28 protein-coding genes, 1 tRNA gene and 1 pseudogene are annotated in these 24,222 nt (G+C 47.9%); 20 read left to right on the plus strand and 10 right to left on the minus strand.

The genetic code is table 11. The features are described 5' to 3' along the window. Positions 1–802 (plus strand): hypothetical protein (locus tag AC3OH0_RS02100; RefSeq protein ID WP_498344577.1); only part of this gene is annotated, 802 nt, incomplete at its 5' end. A 6-nt stretch (positions 803–808) separates the two neighbouring features. Here the strand turns inward: AC3OH0_RS02100 and AC3OH0_RS02105 are convergent. Next, a tRNA-Ile gene (locus AC3OH0_RS02105) sits at positions 809–882 on the minus strand. Between the two features lie 260 nt (positions 883–1,142). On the opposite strand from AC3OH0_RS02105, the gene AC3OH0_RS02110 reads away from it, so the two are divergent. The 3 genes from AC3OH0_RS02110 to AC3OH0_RS02120 all read left to right on the plus strand — a co-directional run bounded on the left by AC3OH0_RS02110 (position 1,143) and on the right by AC3OH0_RS02120 (position 3,355). Continuing rightward, on the plus strand, positions 1,143–1,949 hold the full coding sequence (locus AC3OH0_RS02110; RefSeq protein ID WP_498344578.1) for an SAM hydrolase/SAM-dependent halogenase family protein: 807 nt from the start codon (positions 1,143–1,145) through the stop codon (positions 1,947–1,949). A 63-nt stretch (positions 1,950–2,012) separates the two neighbouring features. Next, a complete protein-coding gene (locus AC3OH0_RS02115; RefSeq protein WP_498344579.1) occupies positions 2,013–2,456 on the plus strand; it encodes a hypothetical protein in 444 nt (147 codons plus the stop codon). Positions 2,457–2,458: 2 nt separating this feature from the next. Next, positions 2,459–3,355: an MBL fold metallo-hydrolase gene (locus tag AC3OH0_RS02120; RefSeq protein WP_498344580.1), complete on the plus strand. Its 897-nt coding sequence runs from the start codon at positions 2,459–2,461 to the stop codon at positions 3,353–3,355. 117 nt (positions 3,356–3,472) lie between these two features. Here the strand turns inward: AC3OH0_RS02120 and cas4 are convergent, their stop codons facing one another. The 5 genes from cas4 to AC3OH0_RS02145 form a co-directional block, all read right to left on the minus strand. Further along, a complete protein-coding gene (gene cas4, locus AC3OH0_RS02125) occupies positions 3,473–4,102 on the minus strand; it encodes a CRISPR-associated protein Cas4 (protein WP_498344581.1) in 630 nt (209 codons plus the stop codon). After that, entirely contained in the window at positions 4,077–4,535 is a 459-nt protein-coding gene (locus AC3OH0_RS02130; RefSeq protein ID WP_498344582.1) for an NUDIX hydrolase, read from the minus strand. The genes cas4 and AC3OH0_RS02130 overlap by 26 nt, the downstream gene beginning before the upstream one ends. Positions 4,536–4,537: 2 nt before the next feature. Next, entirely contained in the window at positions 4,538–5,095 is a 558-nt protein-coding gene (gene cyaB, locus AC3OH0_RS02135) for a class IV adenylate cyclase (RefSeq protein ID WP_498344583.1), read from the minus strand. A gap of 1 nt (position 5,096) precedes the next feature. Beyond that, positions 5,097–6,089 carry an arginase family protein gene (locus AC3OH0_RS02140; protein ID WP_498344584.1) on the minus strand — a complete coding sequence of 331 codons (993 nt, stop codon included), beginning with the start codon at positions 6,087–6,089 and terminating at the stop codon, positions 5,097–5,099. A 113-nt stretch (positions 6,090–6,202) separates the two neighbouring features. Beyond that, complete coding sequence (locus tag AC3OH0_RS02145) at positions 6,203–7,219, minus strand: phosphoesterase (protein WP_498344585.1); 1,017 nt, start codon at positions 7,217–7,219, stop codon at positions 6,203–6,205. A gap of 75 nt (positions 7,220–7,294) precedes the next feature. On the opposite strand from AC3OH0_RS02145, the gene AC3OH0_RS02150 reads away from it, so the two are divergent. Both AC3OH0_RS02150 and AC3OH0_RS02155 read left to right on the plus strand, forming a co-directional pair. Next, the gene (locus AC3OH0_RS02150; protein WP_498344586.1) at positions 7,295–8,473 is read left to right on the plus strand and encodes a DNA double-strand break repair nuclease NurA; all 1,179 of its coding nucleotides are present in this window, start codon (positions 7,295–7,297) and stop codon (positions 8,471–8,473) included. A gap of 36 nt (positions 8,474–8,509) precedes the next feature. Further along, the gene (locus tag AC3OH0_RS02155) at positions 8,510–10,657 is read left to right on the plus strand and encodes an ATP-binding protein (protein WP_498344587.1); all 2,148 of its coding nucleotides are present in this window, start codon (positions 8,510–8,512) and stop codon (positions 10,655–10,657) included. Here AC3OH0_RS02155 and AC3OH0_RS02160 read toward each other — a convergent pair. Continuing rightward, positions 10,649–11,011 (minus strand): annotated as a pseudogene (locus tag AC3OH0_RS02160) (CDP-alcohol phosphatidyltransferase family protein); the annotation flags it as partial. The gene AC3OH0_RS02155 and the pseudogene AC3OH0_RS02160 overlap by 9 nt on opposite strands. Positions 11,012–11,105: 94 nt before the next feature. Beyond that, entirely contained in the window at positions 11,106–11,972 is an 867-nt protein-coding gene (locus AC3OH0_RS02165) for a TIM barrel protein (protein ID WP_498344588.1), read from the minus strand. Positions 11,973–12,024: 52 nt separating this feature from the next. On the opposite strand from AC3OH0_RS02165, the gene AC3OH0_RS02170 reads away from it, so the two are divergent. From AC3OH0_RS02170 to AC3OH0_RS02230, 13 genes are all read left to right on the plus strand, one after another. Then, a complete protein-coding gene (locus AC3OH0_RS02170; protein WP_498344589.1) occupies positions 12,025–12,567 on the plus strand; it encodes an NUDIX hydrolase in 543 nt (180 codons plus the stop codon). 7 nt (positions 12,568–12,574) lie between these two features. Then, positions 12,575–12,922 (plus strand): hypothetical protein, encoded by a 348-nt coding sequence (locus tag AC3OH0_RS02175; protein WP_498344590.1) that lies wholly within the window; start codon positions 12,575–12,577, stop codon positions 12,920–12,922. 86 nt (positions 12,923–13,008) lie between these two features. Next, positions 13,009–13,425: a CBS domain-containing protein gene (locus AC3OH0_RS02180; protein WP_498344616.1), complete on the plus strand. Its 417-nt coding sequence runs from the start codon at positions 13,009–13,011 to the stop codon at positions 13,423–13,425. A gap of 78 nt (positions 13,426–13,503) precedes the next feature. Then, entirely contained in the window at positions 13,504–14,133 is a 630-nt protein-coding gene (locus AC3OH0_RS02185; protein WP_498344591.1) for a V-type ATP synthase subunit D, read from the plus strand. Further along, positions 14,126–14,542, plus strand: a complete 417-nt coding sequence (locus tag AC3OH0_RS02190; protein ID WP_498344592.1) for a DUF61 family protein — start codon at positions 14,126–14,128, stop codon at positions 14,540–14,542. The genes AC3OH0_RS02185 and AC3OH0_RS02190 overlap by 8 nt, the downstream gene beginning before the upstream one ends. A 22-nt stretch (positions 14,543–14,564) precedes the next feature. Beyond that, complete coding sequence (locus AC3OH0_RS02195) at positions 14,565–14,858, plus strand: hypothetical protein (protein WP_498344593.1); 294 nt, start codon at positions 14,565–14,567, stop codon at positions 14,856–14,858. Beyond that, the gene (locus AC3OH0_RS02200) at positions 14,855–16,825 is read left to right on the plus strand and encodes a V-type ATP synthase subunit I (protein WP_498344594.1); all 1,971 of its coding nucleotides are present in this window, start codon (positions 14,855–14,857) and stop codon (positions 16,823–16,825) included. The genes AC3OH0_RS02195 and AC3OH0_RS02200 overlap by 4 nt, the downstream gene beginning before the upstream one ends. Before the next feature lie 53 nt (positions 16,826–16,878). Then, positions 16,879–17,349 carry an ATP synthase subunit C-like protein gene (locus AC3OH0_RS02205; RefSeq protein ID WP_498344595.1) on the plus strand — a complete coding sequence of 157 codons (471 nt, stop codon included), beginning with the start codon at positions 16,879–16,881 and terminating at the stop codon, positions 17,347–17,349. Then, entirely contained in the window at positions 17,346–17,942 is a 597-nt protein-coding gene (locus AC3OH0_RS02210; protein WP_498344596.1) for a V-type ATP synthase subunit E, read from the plus strand. The genes AC3OH0_RS02205 and AC3OH0_RS02210 overlap by 4 nt, the downstream gene beginning before the upstream one ends. Positions 17,943–17,952: 10 nt before the next feature. After that, positions 17,953–18,921 (plus strand): hypothetical protein, encoded by a 969-nt coding sequence (locus AC3OH0_RS02215; RefSeq protein WP_498344597.1) that lies wholly within the window; start codon positions 17,953–17,955, stop codon positions 18,919–18,921. Continuing rightward, complete coding sequence (locus AC3OH0_RS02220; RefSeq protein WP_498344598.1) at positions 18,909–19,256, plus strand: hypothetical protein; 348 nt, start codon at positions 18,909–18,911, stop codon at positions 19,254–19,256. The genes AC3OH0_RS02215 and AC3OH0_RS02220 overlap by 13 nt, the downstream gene beginning before the upstream one ends. 45 nt (positions 19,257–19,301) lie before the next feature. Then, positions 19,302–21,080 (plus strand): V-type ATP synthase subunit A, encoded by a 1,779-nt coding sequence (locus AC3OH0_RS02225; protein ID WP_498344599.1) that lies wholly within the window; start codon positions 19,302–19,304, stop codon positions 21,078–21,080. After that, a complete protein-coding gene (locus AC3OH0_RS02230) occupies positions 21,081–22,502 on the plus strand; it encodes a V-type ATP synthase subunit B (protein WP_498344600.1) in 1,422 nt (473 codons plus the stop codon). Between the two features lie 7 nt (positions 22,503–22,509). Here AC3OH0_RS02230 and AC3OH0_RS02235 read toward each other — a convergent pair whose 3' ends face one another. Next, on the minus strand, positions 22,510–23,214 hold the full coding sequence (locus tag AC3OH0_RS02235) for an MBL fold metallo-hydrolase (RefSeq protein WP_498344601.1): 705 nt from the start codon (positions 23,212–23,214) through the stop codon (positions 22,510–22,512). A gap of 54 nt (positions 23,215–23,268) precedes the next feature. Between AC3OH0_RS02235 and AC3OH0_RS02240 the strand changes: the two genes are divergently transcribed. Next, positions 23,269–23,958: a diphthine--ammonia ligase gene (locus AC3OH0_RS02240; RefSeq protein ID WP_498344617.1), complete on the plus strand. Its 690-nt coding sequence runs from the start codon at positions 23,269–23,271 to the stop codon at positions 23,956–23,958. Here AC3OH0_RS02240 and AC3OH0_RS02245 read toward each other — a convergent pair. Then, entirely contained in the window at positions 23,955–24,194 is a 240-nt protein-coding gene (locus tag AC3OH0_RS02245; RefSeq protein WP_498344602.1) for a hypothetical protein, read from the minus strand. The two genes, AC3OH0_RS02240 and AC3OH0_RS02245, sit on opposite strands and share 4 nt — an antisense overlap. Positions 24,195–24,222: the final 28 nt, after the last annotated feature.

Below are 24,222 nucleotides of genomic sequence, written 5' to 3' on the forward strand. Positions count from 1 at the left end.
GTTCATATATGTTGAGGATCACTTGGTAAGAGACATTGGGGAGGAGGCTCCCCCGGAGTATGAGCTAAGCGATGTCGTGTACGATTTCAACAACCAAGCCTACGCTGTTCACGGCTTCAGCATGGTTTTAAACGGTGTTGAGCAACCTTTCAGCGGGGTCGCCCACCCAGACCTCTCTGTTTACACAGAGGAGGAGCTGGAGAAGATTGCTCTCAACGTTATCACCTTGTACTATTCCCTCGGCGTAACGCTCCCAGTTATTGAGACCGAATACCCGGGCGTTGTGAATAAGGCAGCCAAGGAGCATGGGCTCCAATTAGTGCTTGTTCACGATAGAGGTGTGGTGCCGCATTACACCAACATGCTTTACATTGAGAGGGATGGCGGGAAGCTCTACTACCAGGATTCGTTCACAGGCTTCGAGGACAGGGTTTTCTGCACGCCGGAGAAATACGGGGAGGATTGCATCGCGATCGATGCTAGAAGGGTTGACCTGCCACATCCGTCAGTTATCAGTGCTCTAAGTCGGGTCGACCTTGATCGAATACTTGAAGCCCTTTCCAAGCCGTATAAGTCCCTGGGCTTAGACAGTGGATGCCTGGGGAAGGGTTCAAGGTCTGACATACTGGTTTATGATTTAAGGAGCCCGCTTAAACAGCAACCTTTGATTCCCGAGGTATTGTTTAGAACGCCTTTTAAAAACCTCCAGCCGGATCTGGTCCTGGTTAAAGGCGATTTCGCCCTCGAGTACGGTGAAGTTCTCACAGTATCTCTTTCCAAAGGAATCTTCAAGGAGATTTAAAGGATATGGGCCCGCGGGGATTCGAACCCCGGGCCTCCCGGTTATCAGCCGGGCGCTCCACCAAGCTGAGCTACGGGCCCATTCAAAGATTATTGAAACATTTTCAACAGTATTTAAACCTTAACAAGGCTGCCCTCAATACTTTTCTTCATCACGCGTCTGCTTATCCGCTGCATTTCATCGGGCACTGTTTAAACAGTAAGTGGGTACGTCTTAATAAAGAGTTAACAGCCGGGTTATTAAGCTACAATGGGTCATCACTTCTCAGCCCGCCCATCGTATACATCCCCGGCTGTGATTTAATACTGTGTTAGCCGTAAATAAGTTTGAGCGTGAAACCATGTTGATTGTTCTGCAAACAGATTTCGGCTACAAAGACCCTTACGTCGGGGTGATGAAGGGGGTTATTAAAACCATCAACCCCGATGCCAAGATAGTTGATTTAACCCACGGCGTGATGAGGCACAATGTTCTCGAGGCAGCCCTCAACCTCCTCGTATCAGCTGAATACTTCCCCCGCGGCACGATCTTCGTAACAGTAGTCGACCCGGGAGTGGGGACGAGCAGGAGGGCTGTGCTGGTTAGAACTAGGAACTATGTTTTAATAGGGCCGGATAACGGGGTTTTATCGCTACTTGCCTTGAAAGATGGGGTTTTACAGGTATTCGACATATCGAACACGCCCTACAGGCTCCCCAGGGTTTCCAGCACGTTCCATGGAAGAGACGTCTTCGCCCCCGTGGCAGCATGGGTTAGCAGGGGCGTCCCGTTGGAGAGCACTGGTGAGCCGGTGCCCCCTGAAACATTGATCAAGCTTGAGGTTGAGGAGCCGGTGGTGAATCCCGGGCAGGGGTGGTTTGAAGCGGTTGTTCTAAGCGTGGATGTTTTCGGCAACATCTCCCTATACGCTGGCGAGAACGTGGTTGAATCCCTTGGGATACGTAAAAACGATAAGCTGGTAGTAGAGTCGCCGGGAGGCAGGATAGAGTGCACAATGGTCAACACCTTCGGCGAGGTCGGCATTGGCGAGGGGGCATGCTATATCAACTCGTTCGGATTCTTCGAGATTGCTGTAAACCAGGGGGATGCTTCAAGAATCCTTAAAACCATCCCGCTTGAAAAGGTAAGGGTGCATAGAAAAACGTGATGAAATAATCATGCTTTAAATGCTGGGGTTGAGTTAATTAATTATAGTAGAGATGTGTTTCCAATGTCCTCGGCTAGAACTGAACCCGTGCTGAGGTTTGGAGGGAGACTAATCAATATTATAAACTCCTTGGTAATAGTGTTGACAAGCATTATCCTACTAGTCACTCTCGGATTAATAGCTAAGGATACTTACTACCTAGTATGCAATTTCAACCAACTAGATTTCACATATATTCAGAGCATGGCTAACGAGGTCGTCTTCCTCTTCGTCTACATAGAGATTATAAGGAGTGCAATCGTGGCTAAGAGGCATCCTGAAATGTATATTGTCGCGCTCGCCGAAGTAGGGTTCATTGTTACAATACGTGACGTGATAAGATCCTCCATAATCGGGAATGAGGAAGGAATCATCTTAACATCCCTCTCAGTCCTCGTGTTCGCAGCCATACTCCTGCTAATGTATAAGTATATTATGCCGTCTAGAGTGCCTCCAGGGAGCGAATAGGAATGTCTACAGCCTACAGGAGTATTGGTAGGAACGTTTACGTAGTTTCCGGCAGCCCGGTCACCTTAATTATAAAATGCCCCGGCGCGAACTGGATTGTTGACCCCGGTCTACTCGGGAACAGGGAGAAGTTGTTGAGGAATGTTTTGGAAAGGCTGGGGGTCAAGGAGTACAATGTCCTCCTCTCCCACACCCACTACGATCACATTGAAGCGCTGGAGGCCTTGAACCCTTCGCGTATTTACGTATCAGTGCTCGAGTACACCTCACTTCTCAGTAGCATGGTTAGAAACATTCTCACATACGGATTCACGCAACTCCCGAGGATCCTAGGTGTTAGAAGTATTGATGTGGAGAAAGAGAAGGTTGAAATCGTTGAAGAAGGCTTTAAGCTAGGGGATTCCTGCGGAGAGCTCATAAACCTGAGCGGGCACTCCCCCGGCCTCGCCGGAATCGTGTTCGAGGGCTTCTTGTTCGTAGGGGACGCTGTATTCGGTGATAGATTGATTTCTAGAGTGGGCATACCTTACCATTTCAACGCAAAAAGAGCCTTGTTAACACTTGAGAAGATTAAGGCTTACGCTGAGAAAGGTTACTCAGGAATACTCAGCCACGGCCCCATCGCCAACAGTGAGAAGCTGTCGGAATACGTGGACCTTAACGCTGAAAGGCTGAGACTGATCAGAGAGCTAGTTATTGACCACCTCCTCCGGGAGCCCCTTTCGCTCGAGGAGCTGGTCGGGAGAATCCTAGGCAGGCTGGGGGCTGAAGTAAGCGTGGAAAACATTCTTCTAGGATCCGTAACGGTGAACTCGATCATTTCGGATTTACAAGGCGAATACGGGTTGAGCACTGAGGTTTCAGGAGGGCTTGTGAGGTATCGTTTAACGAGGAGTTAATTAATCTAAGTGTTACTCAGTACTCAAGACCCTCATCACGCTTGACTCAGGTCTCCCGAGGTCATCATGCAATTCTCAATATGTCTGCCCGGGTTATATTTTTGATTCAGTCCATGTCTACTCGGATTTTTCCACAGCGTATGGGCAGAGTTTCCTGAACATGCAGTAGCTACACTCCCATTCATACCTGGGATGGGCGGTATCCTCTACGAGTGTTTTAACGAGTGATTCAAGGCTTATCCTTTCCCTCTTAACCTGGAACTCGTAGATCTTATCCGGCGTGATATATATGAGCGTCCCGTTTTCCAGGTTCAATATCTCAAGGTATATTTTCAGCTGGTTTAGATGATGCTCCCTCGGGATATCCTGCGCGTAACGTGCTGTTTTAACCTCAACAACCAACCCTTCATCCTTCTTTAAAGCATCCACCCTGCCTTTGACGCTGTACTTCTCACCGTTAACCTCCACTTCTGTGGAAACCTCAACCTCGACCTCGAAACCCTTCTCCCTGAGCAAGGTCCCAATGCCGGCGTGAACCAGGTTGCCGAGTATTGCGGAAGGCTCGAACTTTATGGTTAGCTCAGGGTATAAGCGCCTCAAGTAGTATTTGTGGCTACACCCAACCAGGTCTGTCACATACACAATCTTCGGATTCTTAAGCTCCTCAAGCCTGTGAAGTTCTTCCTTCACATATTTTTCATACAGGATCTGGGTTATCTTTTCAAACGGCTTCACATAAATGCTCAATATGAAACACCTTATACCTGCAACATTTATTTAGAAAAGCACTCCCCGGATTTAATAATTCACCAACCATTTCACGCGTGGCAAGCCCGGTGTTTTCAGGGAGCTTATCCAACGGGAAGAACTGGGCATCCTCGGCGTCTGATCCAGCTCTCAACAACCCTGAAACCCTCCTGAGGATGAATTCGATAATAACATAGTGTTCCTCGCCCGGGCTGTTAGGAATCAACTCGATTACTCCGAAAACCCCGATAGGCTCAACCACAAGCCCTGTTTCCTCCAACATCTCCCTTACAATGGCTTCGGAAGCTGTTTCACCGAGCTTCTGCCTACCGCCTGGAATACTCCAGAAGCCTTTGCACGGAGGGTTCTTCCTCTTGACAAGTAGCACCTTGTTCTCCTCGACCAGTATGCCGCCGACAGACGGGGTTAGCAAGCCTAAACCCTCTCCTTGCTCTCCAAGTGCTTCACGTACATTTCAAGGTAAGTCTCCCCTATTACAGGGAAGGTTTTAGAGTATTTCTCTACGAGTCTCTCGAACTCCATCATTGCATCCTCATCTTTAACCTCTATCTCGAGGAAAACCCCCAGCGGCTCGAAGTAGTCTATAGAGGCCTCCAAACCTTTCTTAACCATCAATACTCTCTTTTTAAACAACCTCCATTCATCGTTAAACCCAAGACTCCGTAGCAGGCTTACAGCTTGAGAATGCTCCTCGGGCTTAACTTCCAGCTCAACCTCCTCGCGAATCTTCACCCCGCCCCCTACGCCTTTCAACCGCGGCCCTTTATATGTGAGTCTAACACTGACCACCCCGTTGCACTCCCTCCTCCTAAGCCTTAACGCCTGGTCGCTTGATGAAAGAAGCCTTCCAGCCGTGTCAAAGTACAGGTCTTCCTCGAGACAGGTTGCTATCCTTGCAAAACCGTCGCGTGAAAGCTCCTCTTCCAAGAACAGGGGATCCATGGTTACCTTAAACTTTACCTCCCTCTCCAACTCAACCACCCTCACCCAGTGCTTTCTCCCTGATCTTTGAAATAGTTTTCTCATTAATCCTTACTGCTTCTTCAGCCCTTGCTGAGCTCATAGTTCCAGAAGGCTCATAGTTAACCTCACGGCCTGTTAAACCGTTGAGAAAGGCTTCAACCCCCTTGGTTAACCCAACAGTGTAGCCTCCTTCAAGAATTATCAGTGCCTGAGTGTTGAGATTCCTTATAAGCCTCCCAAGGGCCGCGTACGATGCCTCGGTCAGCCTGAGATCGGCTAACCCGTCGTTGAGGAACCCGTCAAAGCCCGCGGAGACGACAAGGGCCTCGGGGTTGAAATCCGCCAGTAGCTCCTGAACCATGCTTAACACTCTCAAGTACACGTCATCCCATGTAAAAGGGTTGAAAACCAGGTTTGCCTTAAACCCGTACCCTTCCCCAGCCCCTATTTCGAAAGGATACCCTGTGTAAGGGTAGAGCGTGTCCGGGTGTTGATGCAGGTCAACCTGCAGGATCTTCTCCTCGTAGAAAATCTCCATCGTCCCATTCCCGTGGTGGACGTCGAAGTCCATCACCGTGATCCTGCTGAAACCCCTGTCCTTGAAGCCTAGCACAGCTGCTCCCGCGTTATTGAGTAGGCAGAAACCTTGCGAAGAAGCCCCCATCGCTTTTCCATCCCTCCCAGCATGGTGTCCCGGAGGCCTGGAAACATAGAAGACTGGTTCACTAAGGCTTAGCGCTAAATCATAGCTTGTCTGGAAGGTTGCATAAGCCAGCCCTAAAGAGTCTGCTGTTAAATATGTGTCTTCATCAATTATTGAGTAATTGCTCCTTGAAAGCTTCTCCAAGTATTGAATATAGCCTTTAGCGTGAATTCGCGAGGCAATTTTCCGGGCTTCTTGAACATCAACGCTCCTTGAAACATATTCCACCGTGAAACCCTGTTTATCCAGATTCCCGGTTAAAACAAGGATGCGGCCGGGGTTTTCCGGGTGCTTCTCCAACGGAGCATGCTTGATGGTTGACTGCTTCTCAACAATGATTCTCGCCAGAATGATCCACCCTGTTTATCAAAAAGTATTCGAAACGTTTGGTAGACGAATCATGTTTTTCATCGCTACGAGGCGTAGTAAACCCCTTTATACAAGTACTGTATCAGCTCATCCTTGTTAATATTTCTGGGAACGCGGACTATGGCCAGGTTCGGGTGGCCTGCAATATCTAATGCCACGCCTTCCCCGACAAGAAACTTCGCAATCCTGTATGCTCTACCATTCGATGCTTTTAAAACCAGTAGTGAGTAATCCCTGTTGGTGTTGGCAAGCAACGCTACAGGAGATTTAAGAATCGATGAAACCCTGGATGCTAGGGCAGTGACACCTCTCTTCTTCCAAGCATTCCTCGCGTCTATGAACCTTAAATCACCTATTTTAACAGCTGCAACAGCCAGTTCAACAGCCTTATCACTTATCTCCTTATCCCTCTGCTCAATACTGATCTTGACCTTCTCCCAGAGCTTCTCATCAAGCGGCATTGGAAGGGGTGCCGGGGATGCGAGCCAGTCTATGATTTTAACCCAAAGATTCTCATCCCTCTCAACAGTTAATGCTTTCGAGAACATCTTTGTCAGCTCGAAAAGCTTTATGTAGTTGCTTGGTACTCTTCTACCCGTGTCCATGTACTCGACGACTTCCACGAAGCTTTTCAAGCGCTGGTGGATTGATATCCCCTTGTTAACCAACTCCCTATAGACCAGGGTTGAGGTAGGGCTCCTGTAGTCCACTAGAACAGTGTCCGCAATTGCTTCAATCTCCTTAATTCTTTGAACACTAGTAATGTGGTGATCCACGTACATGATTTTCTTCACGCCGAAGTGCTCTCTCAGCATCCTGCAGATGTTCCTAATAGTGTCGTTGAACGGTAGGTCGAGGAAAACCACCAGGTCGTAGTTCCCGGATAGGCTTGATAGGAAGTATTTCACCCTGTCCGGGTCAACCGGTGTCTTATCCACAACGCCCTGGCACTCCAATGGGTACTTCCCCAGCTTCTCCTGCGCGTATGTTATAAGAGCGGTTGCAACTATCCCGTCAGCATCCCAATCTCCTGCGGCAAGAATCCTGCAAACCTTGCTCAATCAAACCACCTGTAAGCACCCCTGTAAATCTTACACTTAAAACATGATTTTTATATGTGTTCTTCTTGATGAGCCTTGGTTAATTTAGAGGAGATAGTAGAGAAAATCAGGAGTTATGCTTCAGCCCAGTGGAAGACTTTGAACGATGAAGATTCCAGGAAGCCTGCTGAAACCGTTGAAAAAAGCAGTGACGTAGAGCTCCTTGCGGAGCCGAGGAAGGCTTTAAAACACTTTGATAGCTCGCTAGCTAAGGAGAGCCACTACTTTAACATCTACGCTGTTGACAGTAGCTCAAGAGTGGTTGAAACCCCTTACGTGTTCGTAGCGATTACTACGGGAAGCTTGCTGAGCAGGTTCACCGGGAAGGCCGTTGACTGCCCACCAATAAGCTTCATCACAGGAGCCGTTGAGGATGCGTGCAGGTTTTTAACGATCATCCCTAGTTTTCAAACCCCCGTAGACTTCGATGATAGATTGAAAAAAATCCTGTACACGGAGAACCCTGTAGGTGTAAGATACGACCATGACTACAACAAGTACGTGATACTCGAAGAAGCCAGGCTTTTAACCGAGTCATACCTGGTTTCAAAAAGTGTTGAGGAGGGTTTGCTTGAAGACTCTATCCTCCTCGTCGACGGCCCGTTAATCTATCCCTCCACAATAGAGGTTTCCACGCCCTACTCGGCAAGGTTTATGGTTTACAGGAGTAGCTTGGAAGCAATTAACAGGGATAGGCTGGCATTGTGGGGGGTTATACGTGAAAGAAACGCGCTAGCAATAGGTATTGTGAAGAGACTGTATAAAAGCTATTATCTAAGCTCGTGCGATCCTTTGAGACTAGGTGTTTCAGACATCAATGACGAAACCTACTTGACAGCACTGTCGAGGAGCATTGCTGGGGAGGAAGGCCTCCGGCCTTACATCCTAGGACCCTTGAGGATCCGGACAACCATGTCGAATTCAACAAGGATTGAAAGGGTTGCATGGTATGTTGGAATCCCGAGAAGACTGTACACTTCTAAGACGCCCCTGACACATTATACCCATTACAGGGTTGAAGTCCTCGGGGACGTTGCTGATGAGAGTGTTTTGAAGCCTGTGGTCTATGATAGCTTGAACATCGGTTCCCTACTCCCTGTTTCCATCATCCTTGCCGATCGGAGAGCGAAGAAGTTTTCAAGCATTCTTTTACAATACCTTGTCTTCTCAATGGGTCTTGAGAAAGCTGGTTTACATCAATACTTAACTATTTAACAATCCTGATCATTCAGTAATCATGGTGTCCCGGTTTTGAACACGGATTTTGTGAAATCCCTTGAAAACAAGTTAACAACAGCTGTTGAAATCGCTAAAAAGTATGGGAGGATAATCGGCTTTGTCTCCAGGACAAGCCCCTCCCGGATTGATGAGGACGGAGGTTTTGTCTACTTTGAAGTAGACCCTTTAATATACTTTAACGAGTTCATGGATATTGCTTCAGCAGGTGGCTACCTCGCGGTTGTTGATTTGAAAACTCTTCACCTCGTAAGCCTTAAAATAGCTGCTGTGGAGAGGCGTGATGTTCTCGCGGAACTAGACGTGCCGGAGATGTACGTTGCGGCTCCAACAACTGAGGTTACGGGGTTGCTTACAAAGACAAGGATTAAGGCTAAACCACTGCTCTCCTACGATGTTTTCACGGACACTGTTATCTCAGCCGACTACGTGATTGAGCCCCAGAGTCCTGTGATAAAGCTGGAGGATACCAGGGCTATTCAGAAAATACTTGGTTTGCCGACAAAAGGGGTTTTCCTAGGCTACGTCACGGTTGGAGACAAGGTATTGTTCGAAGGTAATGCGGAGCTCTACCTTCCGTTGAAGGCTTTCTACCAGCACATTCTCGTGGTCGGCACAACGGGAAGCGGTAAGACCACATTGATTAAAAACATGGTTACATCCCTCTCCTCCAAGTTCAACACTCCCGACAATGCTTCAGTGGTCATAATAGACCCTAACCGTGATTACTTAACCCTGAACCTGGAGCCTCCCTGGATTACTGATGAAAGCCTCATTACTGGGGAGAAAAAGTTACTGGAGAGATTAGCCGGTAAAGTCGAGCATCCCTGTGGAATAATAATACTCCTGCCTGCGACAAAGTATGTTGTCAGCAAACATGTTGAAGATGGTTCAACATGGGTTAAAATTCTCAGGAACATAGCTCTAGAATATTTTAGAGATATAGTAGAGCCTATCTCTTATCGATTCGGCTTCCGCTACGAGGTAAGAAACATTGACGTTATCGAGCAGCCTGGCGACAAGTTCCCTCTAAGATACGTTAAGCTCTCAGCCGTTATCGACTATAAGGGTAAGAGGGAGGAGGCTGAATACATCATTGTCCCATATGCTTTCAGGTTCACGGATTTCACCCCGAGAGAGTTTATCTCGCTCAATCCCTATTTCACCAGGCAGGCCAAGGATTCGCTGACAAGGCTTTTAAGGTACATGTATGAGACCGGGCTGAGGATTGAAACAGTCTACGACATATACGATGCCTTACGGGATGCGCGGGCTAGGCTGATGGAAAGAGAGAGGGCTCCAAGGGGGATTGTGCTTGACCCTAATAAGGAGCACCTGGTGGAACTGGTTAAGGAGATAGCCATACATAAGAGCACGCTCGAGAACATTCTAAGACAGGTAGGCTCAATAATTGACACAGGGTTTTTCGACATCGCTGTCAGCACGCAGAGCGGTGAAAAGTATCTTCAGGAGCCCCCGCTGGAGCTAATCCTTGATAAACACTTCGAATGGTTTAACGGATACCCTATCGTTGCCGACCTTGAATACCCTCTCCAACACTCCATCGCGGATCCTGAGAAAATCCTAAGCATAATAGCCTTCAGAATACTCAACAAGATTTTCGAGTGGAAGCTACAGCAAACCCGCGGGAGAATGGAGTCTAAGCCCGTGATAATAATCATGGATGAAGCCCACCGCTTCTTCCCCAGCAAGTCCGGGGTGGAGGATTATGTCGAGCATGTTTCATCAATGATTGACAGGATAGCCCGGCTTGGAAGAGCGAGGAAGCTGGGCATCGTGTTCAGCACTCACAGCCCAAGGGATGTTCACGACATTATTCTTCAACTAGCGAACACGAAGATTATTTTGAGAACGGATAAAAGCCATATAGGTCTCCTAGACCTCCCCCAGGAGTATCGCGAAACAGTGGTGAGAATGAGCGATAGAGTAGCAGTTTTGAAAAGCCATGTGTTGAGGCTTGGCTACGTTACCTTTAAAACAACTCCCCCGTTAGCCGGTCACTACGATCTCTCAGCCCTGGAGTCCCCTGGACAGGGAGTTTTTAACGTGGAGAATTCTCTGAACCACGGTGAGAACGGAGAGGATGAGCAGAGCGTAAAGGATGATGCTGGCGGCGAGCCTGTCCCACGCGGTAGTGATTAAAACCAGCGTTACAAGCAGTATTCTTTCAGCTCTCTCAACAATACCCACCCCTTCCATCTTTAAGCCCAGCGACTCCGCCTTAGCTCTTACATAACTGGTTAAGAATGCCGCACTCATTAATGCAAGGACGATGAACTCGTCGAACCCTACTGTGAGCAAGGAGGCTATTATTATGAAATCGTTAACCCTGTCAATAGTTGAATCCAGGAAGCTTCCGAGCAGCGAGGTTTTACCACAGTTCCTGGCAACTGCGCCGTCCAGCGCGTCTAGAGCCCCGGATAAGACTATTGCTACTATGAAAACCCAGAGGGGCCTTCCCGTCATGAGCGAGAAGAGCCCTGTGGTTAAAACCATTGTTGATGAAAGTGTTATCCAGTTGGGGTGCACGCCCAGCCTGCAGAGAGGCTTAGCTAAAAGGCTTGTTAAGCCTTCAATCCTCTTCCGTAGATTAGTCAACAATGCATTTATCACCGCATACTTCTAAGCACTGCGCCTTCATTTTTAAAGCATCCTGCTCTAGAACCGGGCTCTCGCTAATGATCACTGCGTCAACCCCGGCTTCGCAAAGACCCTTGCAGACCGTTTTGAAGTCTGGACCATACTTCTCCTCGTCAAGCGTGCGATGCTCCCTCTCCCCTCCCTTCCCGAACTCTATCTTGGAGAAGTGTATGTGTAAGGGTTTCAACACTTCTGTTCCAAGCGAGGACTCTATCTTCTCAATAACTTTCAAAACATCATCTATTTTAGTGATAAACCTGCCGAAAAACCTCGCGTATAAGTGTGCGAAATCAACCACAGGCCTAACCTTCTCCAAGCTCTGCGCTATCAGTATTGTTTCATCAAGATCTCCAACCTGGGATGCCCTCCCGGTTGTCTCGGGCCCGAGCCATACTCCGTGAGCACCTATTTCGGTCCTGTACTCTACCACTTGATTAAGGTTTTCAATCACTTTTCTAACAGCCTCCCGGCGTGAGGGAGAGTCCTTGTAGTATCCAGGGTGGAAAACCACTACGTAAGCCCCCATCCAGTACGCCGCCGCCACTGATTCCTTCAACCTCTGAATGCTGGCTTCAACCGTTGACTTCTTGCCTGCAAGGTTGAGAAAGTATGGTGCGTGCAGGCTTAGTAAAACATTCCTGCTCCTGGCTTCCTCGCCGAAAGCCCTAGCCTTCTCCTCCTTGATGTTCACGCCTCTAACAGCCTCATACTCCATAGCGCTCAAGCCCATCTCCCTGAGGAAGGCTGGGGCTTTTAACAGGTCCGAGGACTTCATCGTTATAGGTTTGCCTGCGGGACCATAGCGGTAATGGGGCAATCTCCCACCTTTGCTTATATATTTCTTCAAGCAGTAAATAAACCGGTGCGTGATGGTTTTGAAGCCTGTTAAAATCGGCGAGGAGCTGTTGTTTAAAGGTTTAAGATTTCAAGTTGTCAGGAGAAGCTACGCGAAAAGCGAAGGCGAGGTTTTCCGTAGGGATGTCGTATTGTTTCCTGAAGCTGTAGTTGTCCTGCCCTTTCTCGATGGTGAGAGAATTATCCTGATAAAGCAGTTTAGGCCGTCAATAGAAGACTACATAATAGAGGTTCCAGCTGGAGTTATAGATGGTGGTGAAACCCCCGAGGAGGCTGCCAGGAGGGAGCTTGAGGAGGAGATAGGTTACATCCCTGGCGAGTTAGCACTGCTGGGGGAGTACTACCCTACCCCGGGGTATAGTACTGAGAAAATGTATTTTTACGTTGCGAGAAATCTCCGATACGTGGGCGCGAAGCCTGAGAAGTACGAGATTATCGAGCCTTTCACAGTAACCCTTGAAGAAGCCTACTCAATGGTAGAGGAGAATGTGTTGAAGGATATGAAAACGGTGCTAGCCTTGCTTTTATACGGTTTTAAACATAAAATGGAGAGGTAAGCCCGGGATGAGCATTGAACTATCCACTCTTAAAAGGGCTCTGTCGATTAGACTGGTTTTCGAAGGGGTAAGCGGCTGGGCAACGCGTGAGCTTATCGAGGTAATCGAGGATTATCTAATGGAGAGGTTGCCTCTAATACTCAACAACTCCCTGGAGCCGCATGGATACGAGGCGTCAGTCCTAGACGTGGACCCGTGCACCATTCTGCCGGACGAGTCGATATGCAAGGATAGTATAGCAGTAGCTGTCTACGAGCACGGGGGCTCCAAACCCTTATTCTACGCAATATACTTATGGAGGAAGGGAGATAACACGTTTGCCTTCGAGCTTGCCCGCCTCGTACAGAAAGAGTGAGCATTAGATACAATGACGCTGTTATAACAGTGTTTTATATAAGGGTTGTTTATAAATTCAGTAATTAGGTGTCCACGTTGTCGTTCATGCGAAGGAAGAGGGGTCTACCTGTAAGGGCTTCTGACGTCATGTCGACGCCGCCGGTCACTGCTGAGGAAACCTTGCCTATAGAAGAAGTTGCTAAGAAAATGTTTGAGAATGATGTTTCAAGCGTAATGGTGGTTGACAATACTGGAAGGCTTGTCGGGATAGTGACGGAGAAGGATGTGGTCGGTGCTGTTGCGATAGGTAGGATTGGAAGCAACCTCCCTGTTGCAAGGTTTATGAAGGAAAACCCTATCACTGTTGGCCCGGATACCCCGCTGGATGAAGTCTTAGAGAAGATGAGGCGTTTCAACATACGCCACCTGCCCGTAGTAGATAAGGGTGGGAAGCCTGTTGGCATGGTGTCCCAGAGAGACCTGCTCGACGTTGTGCTTACATTGTTGAAGATAATCTCTTAAGGAAACAGCGTTCTCCACAAGCATTAATCACCCAGTCATATTATTTTTAATTCCCGCTAACCCCTATCTAATTACTTAGTGGTTGCTTTGTCTCAACTTCAGAGAATAAGGCCAACCAAGATAGAGCTCATCAGGCTCCGTAGACAACTAGTTTTGGCTGTGAAGGTTCACAAGGTTTTAAGAGAGCGTTTAACCATTCTAGTCAACGAGTTCCTGGCCCAGCTCCGAGAATCAATTGAAAAGAGGAGGAAGATTAACGATCTGATTCTCCCTGTTTATAACAGGGGTGCGGGATTGCTCGGTGTTTACGGGGAGAATGTCTATCAACTCTTCCATAGAACCACTCCCGCCTTAACAAGCGTCCTCACCACTGAGAACATAATGGGTGTTTCAACAAGGAGCATAGTGCTTAAGGCGCCAGGGGAGGATAAAGCGGTTTACGCAGGACTCAAGGACTTCCAAGCCCAGGCCTACGAGCTGCTTAAAGCTATAATAGAGCTTGGAAAAGCTGAGGAAGCAGTCTTAGCACTGGGCCGGGAGATAAAGTCCACTAAGAGACGTGTCAACGCGTTAAACTACATAATAATTCCGAGGCTGAGAGAGCAGATTCGAGTATTAAGGATGAAGTTTGACGAAAGAGAGAGGGAGGAGAAGTCCAGGCTTAAGAGGGTGAAGAATATACTGGAGAAGAGGAAGAAGCTTGAGTGAGAACCAGGATGCTCTAACAAGGTATCTCGAAGGCGAGCTAAGACTTGTCAACAAGCATGTGCCATATAAAAGGAAAAAACTATGCGAACTACTCGGGGAGCCAATACCATACATTGTTTTAAGAGATGGCTCCATCCATGTTTTCGACCCTGAGGAGTTGAAGAGGTTGAAACAGGTTCTAAGGGATAAAGCCTGCGATTTAAGTCTCCCGATAATAATAGAATACGTGCCCAGCGATCAAGAAGGATTCTACGTTGTAAACGGCGCCTTAGAGGTTGAAGCCGTCTCCAAGGTATTGGAGTGTGAGGGGAAAGAAGGGCAACTGATTCTCTACAGGCCCCAGATCATAGAGCTACGTAGGAAGCTGCGGACATCAACCACAATCTTAATAAAACCTGGCGGTAGATAGCTCCATAAGGAGTGGTCTTATCTTGAGCCTTGCTGAAATAGACAGGATGGTAGACGATATTTTGAAAGAGGCGGAGAACAAGAAGCTCACCATTCTCAAGAATGCGCAAAAGAGAGCTGAGGCGATAAGGCAATCCCCCATCCCCGTAGAAGAGTATGTGAAAAAGGCTCAGGAGATTCTTAAGGAAGCTGAAGAGCTTGCTAAGCGTATTATCGCTGAAACCGAGGAGAAGATCGCGGAGGCCAGGATGATCCCGGAGGATAAGAAGCGAGAAGTATTGGAGTTGATTAGAAAATACGTTACGTGGTCAAAATGAAGGCGTTGCTAAGCAAGCCTGCGAGAATGGTTAAAGTAAGAGTTGGGGGGTTTAAAGAGAAAAAGGATGATCTATACCGCCTCCTGGAGTCAATAGGTGTTCTAGATCTTAGAGAAGTAAAAGAAGCCGGGGAAATCGTTGAGAAGTTGGAGAAGGCTAGGAAGCTCCACGACTCCATAACGAAAATCCTGGGAAAGGGTGGTGTTAAATCCATAGATGCATCGTTAACTGCTTACGAGTACTCAGCCCTGAGTATGGACAAGATTGAGGAAGATGTTAGAAGAATTGAGGAAGAAGTATTCAGCATAGAGTACAGGGTGAAGAGCCTTGAGGCATTTCTCTCCTACTTGTTGGAGCTGAATAAGCTGGCAGGGCTTCTCCCAGAGGATCTTGAAACCTCCTGGTTAAGCTTTAAAGGGAAACACTTAACCTCCATAGCAGTGGTGGGTAAAGCCCCCTCTGTAACCGAGTTTCTGAACAAGTACAGCGGGGTTAAAACGATTTATAAAACCGTGATAGATGAAGAGGAAGTTGCAATACTGGTTTTCCCAAGCATTGATTACAACGAGTATGTTAAAGAATTGTCCAGGGTAGGGGCTAGACATATACCGTCTGAAGCTCTAGACGCTGTTAAAGATTGTAAAACAATAGGCGAGTTGCGGAGAACCCTACCAAGCATTATTGAGCAAAAAACTGCTGAAATAAACTCCTTAAAAGAGGAGTTGAGAAAGACTGTTGGAAAATATGTGGAAATCCTTGGAAAGTACCTGCTCTTCTTAGACAACGCGGTTTCAAGCTCTCGAGTAATTGTTGCAACATCCGAGCTCAAGCACTTCGTGTTTGTTGAGGGATGGGTGCCTGAGAAGTATTTGGACAAGGTTTTAAAAGAAATCAGGGAAAACCCCCTTACAGCTTTTCTAGAAGTTGAAAAGCCGAGGAAGGGTGTGGACACTCCTCCATCGTTAATGGAGAATCCGAAGCCGTTGAAGCCTTTCGAGATAATAACCAAACTCTACGGCACCCCGTCTTACTGGGAGATTGATCCTACACCATTGGTAGCCTATTCCTTCGCATTCTTCTTCGCCCTCATGAACAGTGATGTGGGATACGGGTTAGCAGGAATCTTCGCCATACTTTTCTTCCTCGACAAGCTCGTGGACGATCCTTCAAGCGAGAACTATAGAAAGTTTAAACAGGTCTTGCTGATAAGCAATGGACTATCTATCATCGCCGGCGCATTAGCAGGCGCCTTCTTCGGAGACCTGCTACCAGTATTCTTTAAAATCCAAACACCCGTGTTAATGGCATTCTTCACATCTCCCATAGAGCTGATCAAGCTGTCGCTAATTATAGGGCTAGTACATGTGAACATCGCGCATGTCTTCGCCATCTCCAAGTTCATCAATGAGAGGAGGAAGGCGGATCTACTGAACGAGATAGGCCTATTGTTATCCGAATTGTTCGGCATTCCCTACATACTGCTTGTATTCTTCAACTACGAAGTACCGGTCCTAGGGAGTCTCGGAGGCGATACGCTCTTATATTTAACATTGATCAGTATCGCTGTGCTGATCGTGGCAAACTACTTACTTATGAAAGGGATGGGCCTCTTCATGTGGATATTCCAGTTAGCAGGGATTCTTGGAGACGTGTTAAGCTACGTCAGGCTGGCGGGGGTCGGGCTGGCAACATACTACATGTCCATGACTTTCAACACCATGGTTAGCCTGCTGAGCACGTGGCTCTCCACTATGATTCCGCCGATCGGGTTCTACCTCGGCCTCATGGTTGCAATCCCGTTGCTCATTGTTGTCCACTTAATGGTTCTGATACTCTCAATTCTAGGCGCCTTCATCCATTCGCTGAGGCTCTGCATTCTAGAATTCTTGTCCAAGTTCTACACGGGAGACGGGAGGGACTACTCGCCTCTGAGAATAATTGTCTCCCGGAGAATAGTGATCAAGTAGGGTTGCAACACTTTTATACTCCATGCTGTTTAAACATTATTGGTGATTTAAGCTTGGACCCGCTAGCAACCAGTATAGGTTACATTGCCGCTGTTCTCCCTCTGATGGGAGGTGTTATAGGATCGAGCAAAGGAATGCAGTATGCCGCCAGCGTAGGTGCTTCTGTTCTCGCTGAAGAACCCACCCAGTTTAGAAACGTGTTAACGCTTGCAGCTCTCCCAATGACCCAGACATTCTACGGGCTTATTCAAATGATATACTTAATCCTGATATATGCTCCAATAAGGGATGGAACCATTGAGCTCTCCAAGGCGCTGGCCCTGCTTGGACTAGGCTTCGTCGGATTCATGGCAGAGGCCATATCCGCGTGGGCTCAAGGAGTTGTCTGCGCCAGCGGCATAGCTGAGCTACCGAGGACGAAGGGTGCTAACTTCGTGACTACTGTCATCCTCGCAGCCTATGTCGAATTATGGGGGATTCTTGGAATAGTCTTCATGATACTAGGGACTACCCTGATAGGGTGAAGAAGATTTTGGATTTAAACCAGCATTTAACAGAGGCGCGCGAGAGAATTCTCGAGGAAGCGAAGAAAAAAGCGGAGTTAATAATAAGAGAGGCTGAGAAGGAGGCTGAGGTAATCGTTAGGGAAGCAGAGGAGGAGTGGAGGAGAAGAGCTTTAGAAGAGGAGAACAGGATTCTGGAGGAGGCTAAGAGGGAGGCCGCGCTTAAAATATCCGAGGCTCGGAGGCTTTCAAGGCTAAAGATCTCTCAAGAAATGTCCCTCATTATTGAAGAATTATTCAAGGAGGCTGAGAAAGAGCTGGACCATCTCGATCCTTCTGAAATTGAAAAATCCCTCGAGAACCTGCTGACGGAATCGCTGAAGTACGTTGAGAAACCCAGAAAAATCTACGTTTCAGAAAAAGATGTGGAATCCATGCGTCGAATTCTAAGCAAGCTGGGACTGGGAAACGTTGAAGTAGCCCCTGTTAACATAAAGGGTGGTTTAATCCTTGAGTCGGAATCCGGTATCTTAGTAGATAACAGCTATGAGTCGAGGCTGAAGCTTGCTAGAAGAGCACTAATACCGCTCATACGTAAAAGCCTTTGGGGTTGAGTAGGCGAAAATGAGTAAGGCGAAAACCTCCTCGCAAGGCTTGGAATACGTTACGCTTGAAGATGCTTTATCAATGCTTCAATACTCGGATCTCGCTAACGCTTTCTCATCCATGGCGGAGAAGCCGTGGGCCGGCAGGGTTTTGAAAAGAGTAACCACTGCTACCTACACCCTGATCGATGTTCAACGAGACATTGATGACTTCTTCATTGACAAGATAGTAGAGCTACTTGATAAAACAAAGAATAAGGAGGCTAGAAGCTATCTCAACTCGATGACGAGCCTGTCGGAACTAGTCAACGTTGTCGTAGTCCTCCACAATATAAGTATTGGGCGAAAACCAGTAGTCATATTCCCAACACCCCTTGCCAGGAAAATCCCCCTGGTAAAACCTGAGGAGTTCGACATAGATGCGCTCAGGAGAAGTGTTGACAAAGTATTCGCGAGACTGGTAGACCGGTTCGTTCAGAGCAAAGAGCTGAGCATGAGGGAGATAGCTCTAGCGCTTCACAGATCTGTTGCAAATATCGATAAAGTATTAAACTACAGGATTTGGAGAATAGTCGGAATATATCACGATGCGATGGCTGTTAGGCTTTGCAGGATGTTTCCCGAGTTGTCCAAAGAGCCGCTCTACCCCTTAATCATGGAGGACAATGTTTTCAGGGAAGCCTGTAGCTCGGATTTAACCGAGCTCGCGAAAATATCATCAGGGTATAGAAAGATTGTGCTGGAATTATTCGATGCCTTAACGGATTCATCAACCATTCTCAAAGGAGTTGAAGCCTTCGACCTCGCCACGGTTTTAACTACTATGAGTCTTTCGAAAACTCTCACAGGAGGCTACGTGGAGGAGAGGGTTAGAAGACTTGTACGTTTAATGGGAAGCAGCGTTATTTTGAAACTAATAGTTCTATCCATTTACACCGAGACATATAAAGTCGAGCTTCAGAGGTTGTTAAGCAAATGGCTGAAGTAAAACAGCCTGTGTTTCCCGAGAAGAAAATACTAGTTGTAGGGGATCCTATCCTCGGGTTAATCGGGGTTGCCGCAGGCGCTGACGCCATAATCTACAAGGACAACTGTGAAGAACTCGTTAGCGAGTTAAGAAAAGTAGTAGAGAACTATAATGTTCTAATCTACTTCCGCAACATCGAGGATGATTGCAAAAGTTTGCGAGACCTCGTACCCTTGTTGAAAGAAAAGGTTTTAACCATTCCGCTTGACCATCCAAAAGAAGCCGGCAGAATCGACGTAGCCGAGTATTATAAGAGCCTTGTCAAGAAGTATCTCGGGATAAGCATTGAGTTTTAAAATATTGAATCGCTTTATTATTATGGGTCTAACCTACCTGGACCCATGTGCTTGCTTAAGGTGTTTGGTTTGGAGAAGAAGGGAGTGGTTTTCCGGGTATCTGGCCCCCTTGTTATAGCTGAAAACGTCAAAGGCGTGGGAGTTTACGAGGTAGTGGAGGTTGGAGAGGAGAGGTTAATAGGCGAGGTCATAGGGGTTGAACAGGACAAGGCTGTAATACAGGTCTACGAGGATACAACTGGTTTAAAGGTTGGGGAGCCTGTCTACCTCACAGGGCAACCACTGTCAGCTGAGCTGGGACCGGGGCTGATAACGTCGATCTTCGACGGTATTCAAAGACCCCTCCCAGTTATCCAGGAGCTATCCGGAATCTTCGTTAGAAAAGGGGTTAAGGCAAGCCCTCTTCCCAGGGATAAGAAATGGGATTTCAAACCATTAGTGAAGCCTGGTGACAAGGTTGGCCCAGGAGACTTCATAGGAGTTGTGAAAGAAACCGAGCTGATTTCTCATTACATCATGGTTCCTTTAGAAGCTAGAGGAGTAGTTGAATGGGTTGGTGGGGAAGGCTCATACACTATTGAAGAACCGGTGGCTAAAATCAATGGTGTTGAAGTGAAAATGTATCAGAAATGGCCTATTAGAAAGCCCAGGCCTTTCAAAGAGAAGCTCGACTCGAAGGAGCCCCTTATAACCGGGCTCAGGGTTATCGACTTCCTCTTCCCGATCGGGAAAGGTGGAAAGGCCGCGATACCAGGGGGTTTCGGCACGGGGAAAACCGTCACCCTTCAAGGGCTGACGAAGCGTAGTGAAGCAGACGTCACCATCTATATTGGTTGCGGGGAGAGAGGAAACGAGATGGCTGATGCACTCCACAGTTTCATCAAGCTGACTGATTTCAGAACCGGGAGGCCCTTAATGGAGAGAAGCGTGTTCATCGCTAACACTAGCAACATGCCCGTTGCGGCTAGAGAAGCAAGCGTGTTCATGGGTGTTACAATAGGAGAGTATTATAGGGATATGGGCTACAATGTTCTGCTGGTAGCCGACTCTACAAGTAGATGGGCTGAGGCGATGAGAGAGATTAGTGGAAGACTTGAAGAGCTGCCGGGTGAGGAGGGGTTCCCAGCCTACCTTGGATCCAGGCTCGCATCATTCTACGAGAGAAGCGGGCTTGTGAAAACCATTGGAGAACCTTCTAGAACAGGGAGCTTAACCATTATCGGCGCGGTTTCACCCCCCGGCGCTGACTTCAGCGAACCCGTCACCCAAGCCACGTTGAGAGTGGTAAGGGCTCTCTACGCGCTCGACGTCGGCCTGGCTTACCGTAGACACTACCCATCCATAAACTGGCTGACAAGCTACAGTCTCTATGTGGATCATGTTAAAGAATGGTGGAGTAAGCAGGGAGAGGAGTATGGATTGCTAAGGGAGAAATTGATGAGTATTCTCCAGAAGGAGGCTGAGCTGGAGGAGCTGGTTCGACTGGTTGGCACTGAGGCGTTGCCAGCAGAGGATAAGCTTACATTAGAGGTTGCGCGCATGGTGAGGGAAGATTTTCTCCAGCAGGATGCGTTCAGCCCTGTTGACGCTTTCTCGCCCCCGTCGAAGACTCTATACATGGCTAAAGTGATCAGCTTGTTCCACGACTACGCCTTCGACGCTTTGAAGAAGGGGGTTGGGCTGGAAAAAATCCTAACTATGAAAGTCAAGGAGAAAATCGCGAGAATGAAGGACATCCCGGTTTTCGACTATGAGAAAGCCTTCCAGGAGATCATGGATGAGATTAAGAAAGAATTCGAACTACTTCTACAGGAGGTGGGGTAGTTGAGCCTAAACCTGGTTATTAGGGAGAGCCGCAGGCTCCATAGAGCCCAGGGAAGCCTGCTTTTCGTTGAAACCATCCCCGGGGTCTCCTACGGCGAGCTGGTTGAGATCTCGTTACCGAATGGGGAGGTTAAGCTTGGGCAGGTAATAGATGTCGGGAAAACAGCAACGGTCATACAGGTGTTCGGCGGGGTTTCGGACATTGACCTGCAGAAAACCACTGTGAGATACAGGGGCGAGGTTTTAAGGGTTCCTGTTTCCATAGACATGCTTGGAAGAATTTTGGATGGTTTCGGCAGACCCATTGACGGCGGAGGGGAAATAGTCCCGGAGGAATACTTCGATATCAACGGCTACCCGCTTAATCCTTCAGCCAGGCTACCGCCGAACGAGTTCATTGAGACAGGGATTTCTGCTATAGATGGATTGTTCAGCATTGTGAGAGGGCAGAAGCTCCCTATCTTCAGCGGGTCGGGACTCCCCCATAACAGGGTGGCTGCGCAAATAGTTAGGCAGGCAAGGGTTTTGGGGAAAGAGGAAAAGTTTGCAGTAGTCTTTGCAGCGATCGGCGTCCCATACGATGACGCCATGTTCTTCATAGAGAGCTTCAGGCAATCAGGAGCCATGGAGAGAACTGTGGCGTTGATAAACACTGCTAACTCCCCCGTCATAGAGAGGATTGCCACACCACGCTTCGCACTGTCAATCGCCGAACACCTAGCCTGGAACTACGACATGCACGTGCTCGTGGTGATGACCGATATGACTTTCTACTGTGAAGCCTTGAGAGAGCTCAGCGCGGCAAGGGAAGAGGTACCCGGGAGAAGAGGGTATCCGGGTTACATGTACACAGACCTAGCCACCATATATGAGAGAGCTGGGAGGGCTTCAAACAGGAAGGGCAGTATCACCCAGTTCCCCATTCTAACAATGCCCGACGACGATATAACGCACCCCATACCCGACCTCACCGGCTACATTACAGAGGGGCAGATAGTGTTCTCACGTGGAATGTGGCTTAAGGGAGTGTACCCGCCCATAGATCCGTTGATGAGTCTTTCAAGATTGATGAAGGACGGGATCGGGCCAGGTAAGACTAGAGAGGATCATCACGGAGTATTCATGCAATTGATCGGCTCTTACGCGGAGGCTGTGAGGCTTAGGGAGCTCTCGGTTATCGTAGGGTCAGAGGCGTTGAGTTCCAGGGATAAAAAGTTCCTCGAGTTTGCTGACAGGTTTGAGAGAAGATTTATCGGGCAGGGAGAGTTCGAGAGGAGGAGTATAGAGCAAACGCTTGACATAGCGTGGGAATTACTAGCAATCCTTCCAGAAGAGGAGTTGAAGAAGGTTAGGGTAGAGCATATTAAGAAGTATCATCCAAAATACAAGGGGCTTGAACCACCAGGCTCCCAGACCGCTTGAACCTGTTTTAAAACTCAATAACAGATCCTGCCCCAGCCTCGACCAGGACATTGCTGTATTTCTCCCTGAGATATTCTAAAGCCCTCCTCCCTATGCAGTGCAAGGGGACCAGCTTAGCAACCCCTAGTTCACCAACAACATAGTCTAGAGTTCTTTTCACAACTTCCTCGGGGGCGTTGCGGAGGTGGAGCCCACCTATCAGCACTCCAATCCTCCTCCCCAGGGATGATGCCACCTTTTCAAGGGTCTCCACACCAGGGTGTAGGCAACCGGTCGCAATCAACAACTCATCCCCCATGTTGAAAACGAGATACTGCTCCACGGGCGGTCCGTGAAAAGGGCCAGCAACTAAAACATCCCTTGCCAACTGCGTGGTCTTAGTAACTTCAACCGGGATCATGTCGTGAGAACGGAGCATCCTGCCCAGCGAGTCCATCATGCCGTATGGGATGTAAACCTTGATGTAAGGGTTTTCCCAGGAAAGGTGTTTGAAACCCCCGTAGTGGTCGGAATGCGGATGGGATATTACTGCTACATCGATTCTTGAAGCATCTATTCCCAAGACTCTCATATTCTCCTTAAGCGACTCCTCATCAGGGCCCATGTCGAATAAAATAGTGAACCCTTCTTTCTCAAACAGCAACGATAAACCATGCCTGGCCCTTATCACATCACTAGTGGATTTGTCATCTATGATAACAACTACCTTCATCTTCAACAGCAGCTTTATTTATATCATTGATTTCTCTTTAAATTTCGCTTGGGAGTGTTTTTGAACATTGCAGTGTTGTTTACCGGGGGAAAGGATTCTGTTTTAGCAGTGCACAAGCTGAAGGATGAAGGCTTCAACGTGAAGGTGTTGATCAGCATTATACCGTCTTACGAGTACTCGATGCTGTACCACAAGCCCCACCCGCAGGTGTTAATGTTGCAGGCTTATTCGATGGGAATTCCTCTTGAGACAGCCACTGTTGTTGACCCGGGGAGGGAAGAGGTTGTTCTCGATGAAGTCTTATCAAGGTGTGTTAGGAGGTACGGGCTCTCCGGCCTTGCATCCGGGGCTGTTCTAAGCAGGTTTCAAAAAGAAAGGTTTGAGAAAATAGCTTTGAAACACGGCCTTGAAGCAATTCACCCGAACTGGGGTGTTGACCAGAAAAACTATCTCCGCAGACTAATCGGTTACGGGGTAAGGTTCATAATACAGTCTATAACAACCATGGGCCTCCCCCACAGCATGCTGGGGAGGGTCTTATCAGCAGAGGATGTTGAGAAGATACTGGTTTTATCAGAGAAATACGGTTTCAACCCTTCTTTCGAGGGGGGTGAAGCCGAGACTGTGGTGTTGGATGCGCCACTGTTCAAATACAGGCTCAAGTGCGAGGGTAGTGTTGAGGAGAGATCAGAGTATGAAGCTTTTTTCAATATTAAAAAATGTTGCTTAATCCCTAAGAATTAAGAGCGCTCCACGTAAACCCTTATCGTCTCAGCCAGATGCTCAGGTTTCGTATACCATTTATCGTATTTGAAAGTGTTGTTCTTTATCGTTACCGTGACATAATCCTTCTCGTCCTTAATCGTTGCGACAACATTACCGTCCTTAATCAACTGGAGCTCGCCGCTCTTATCCTGAAATTTAATACCTGGGATTTTGGAAGCAACCTGGATTTTAAACTGTTTCATATACTCGCTCATTCATATGCACCATGCTAGGCTATTTAAA

It is taken from the genome of Thermosphaera sp. (assembly GCF_059755995.1).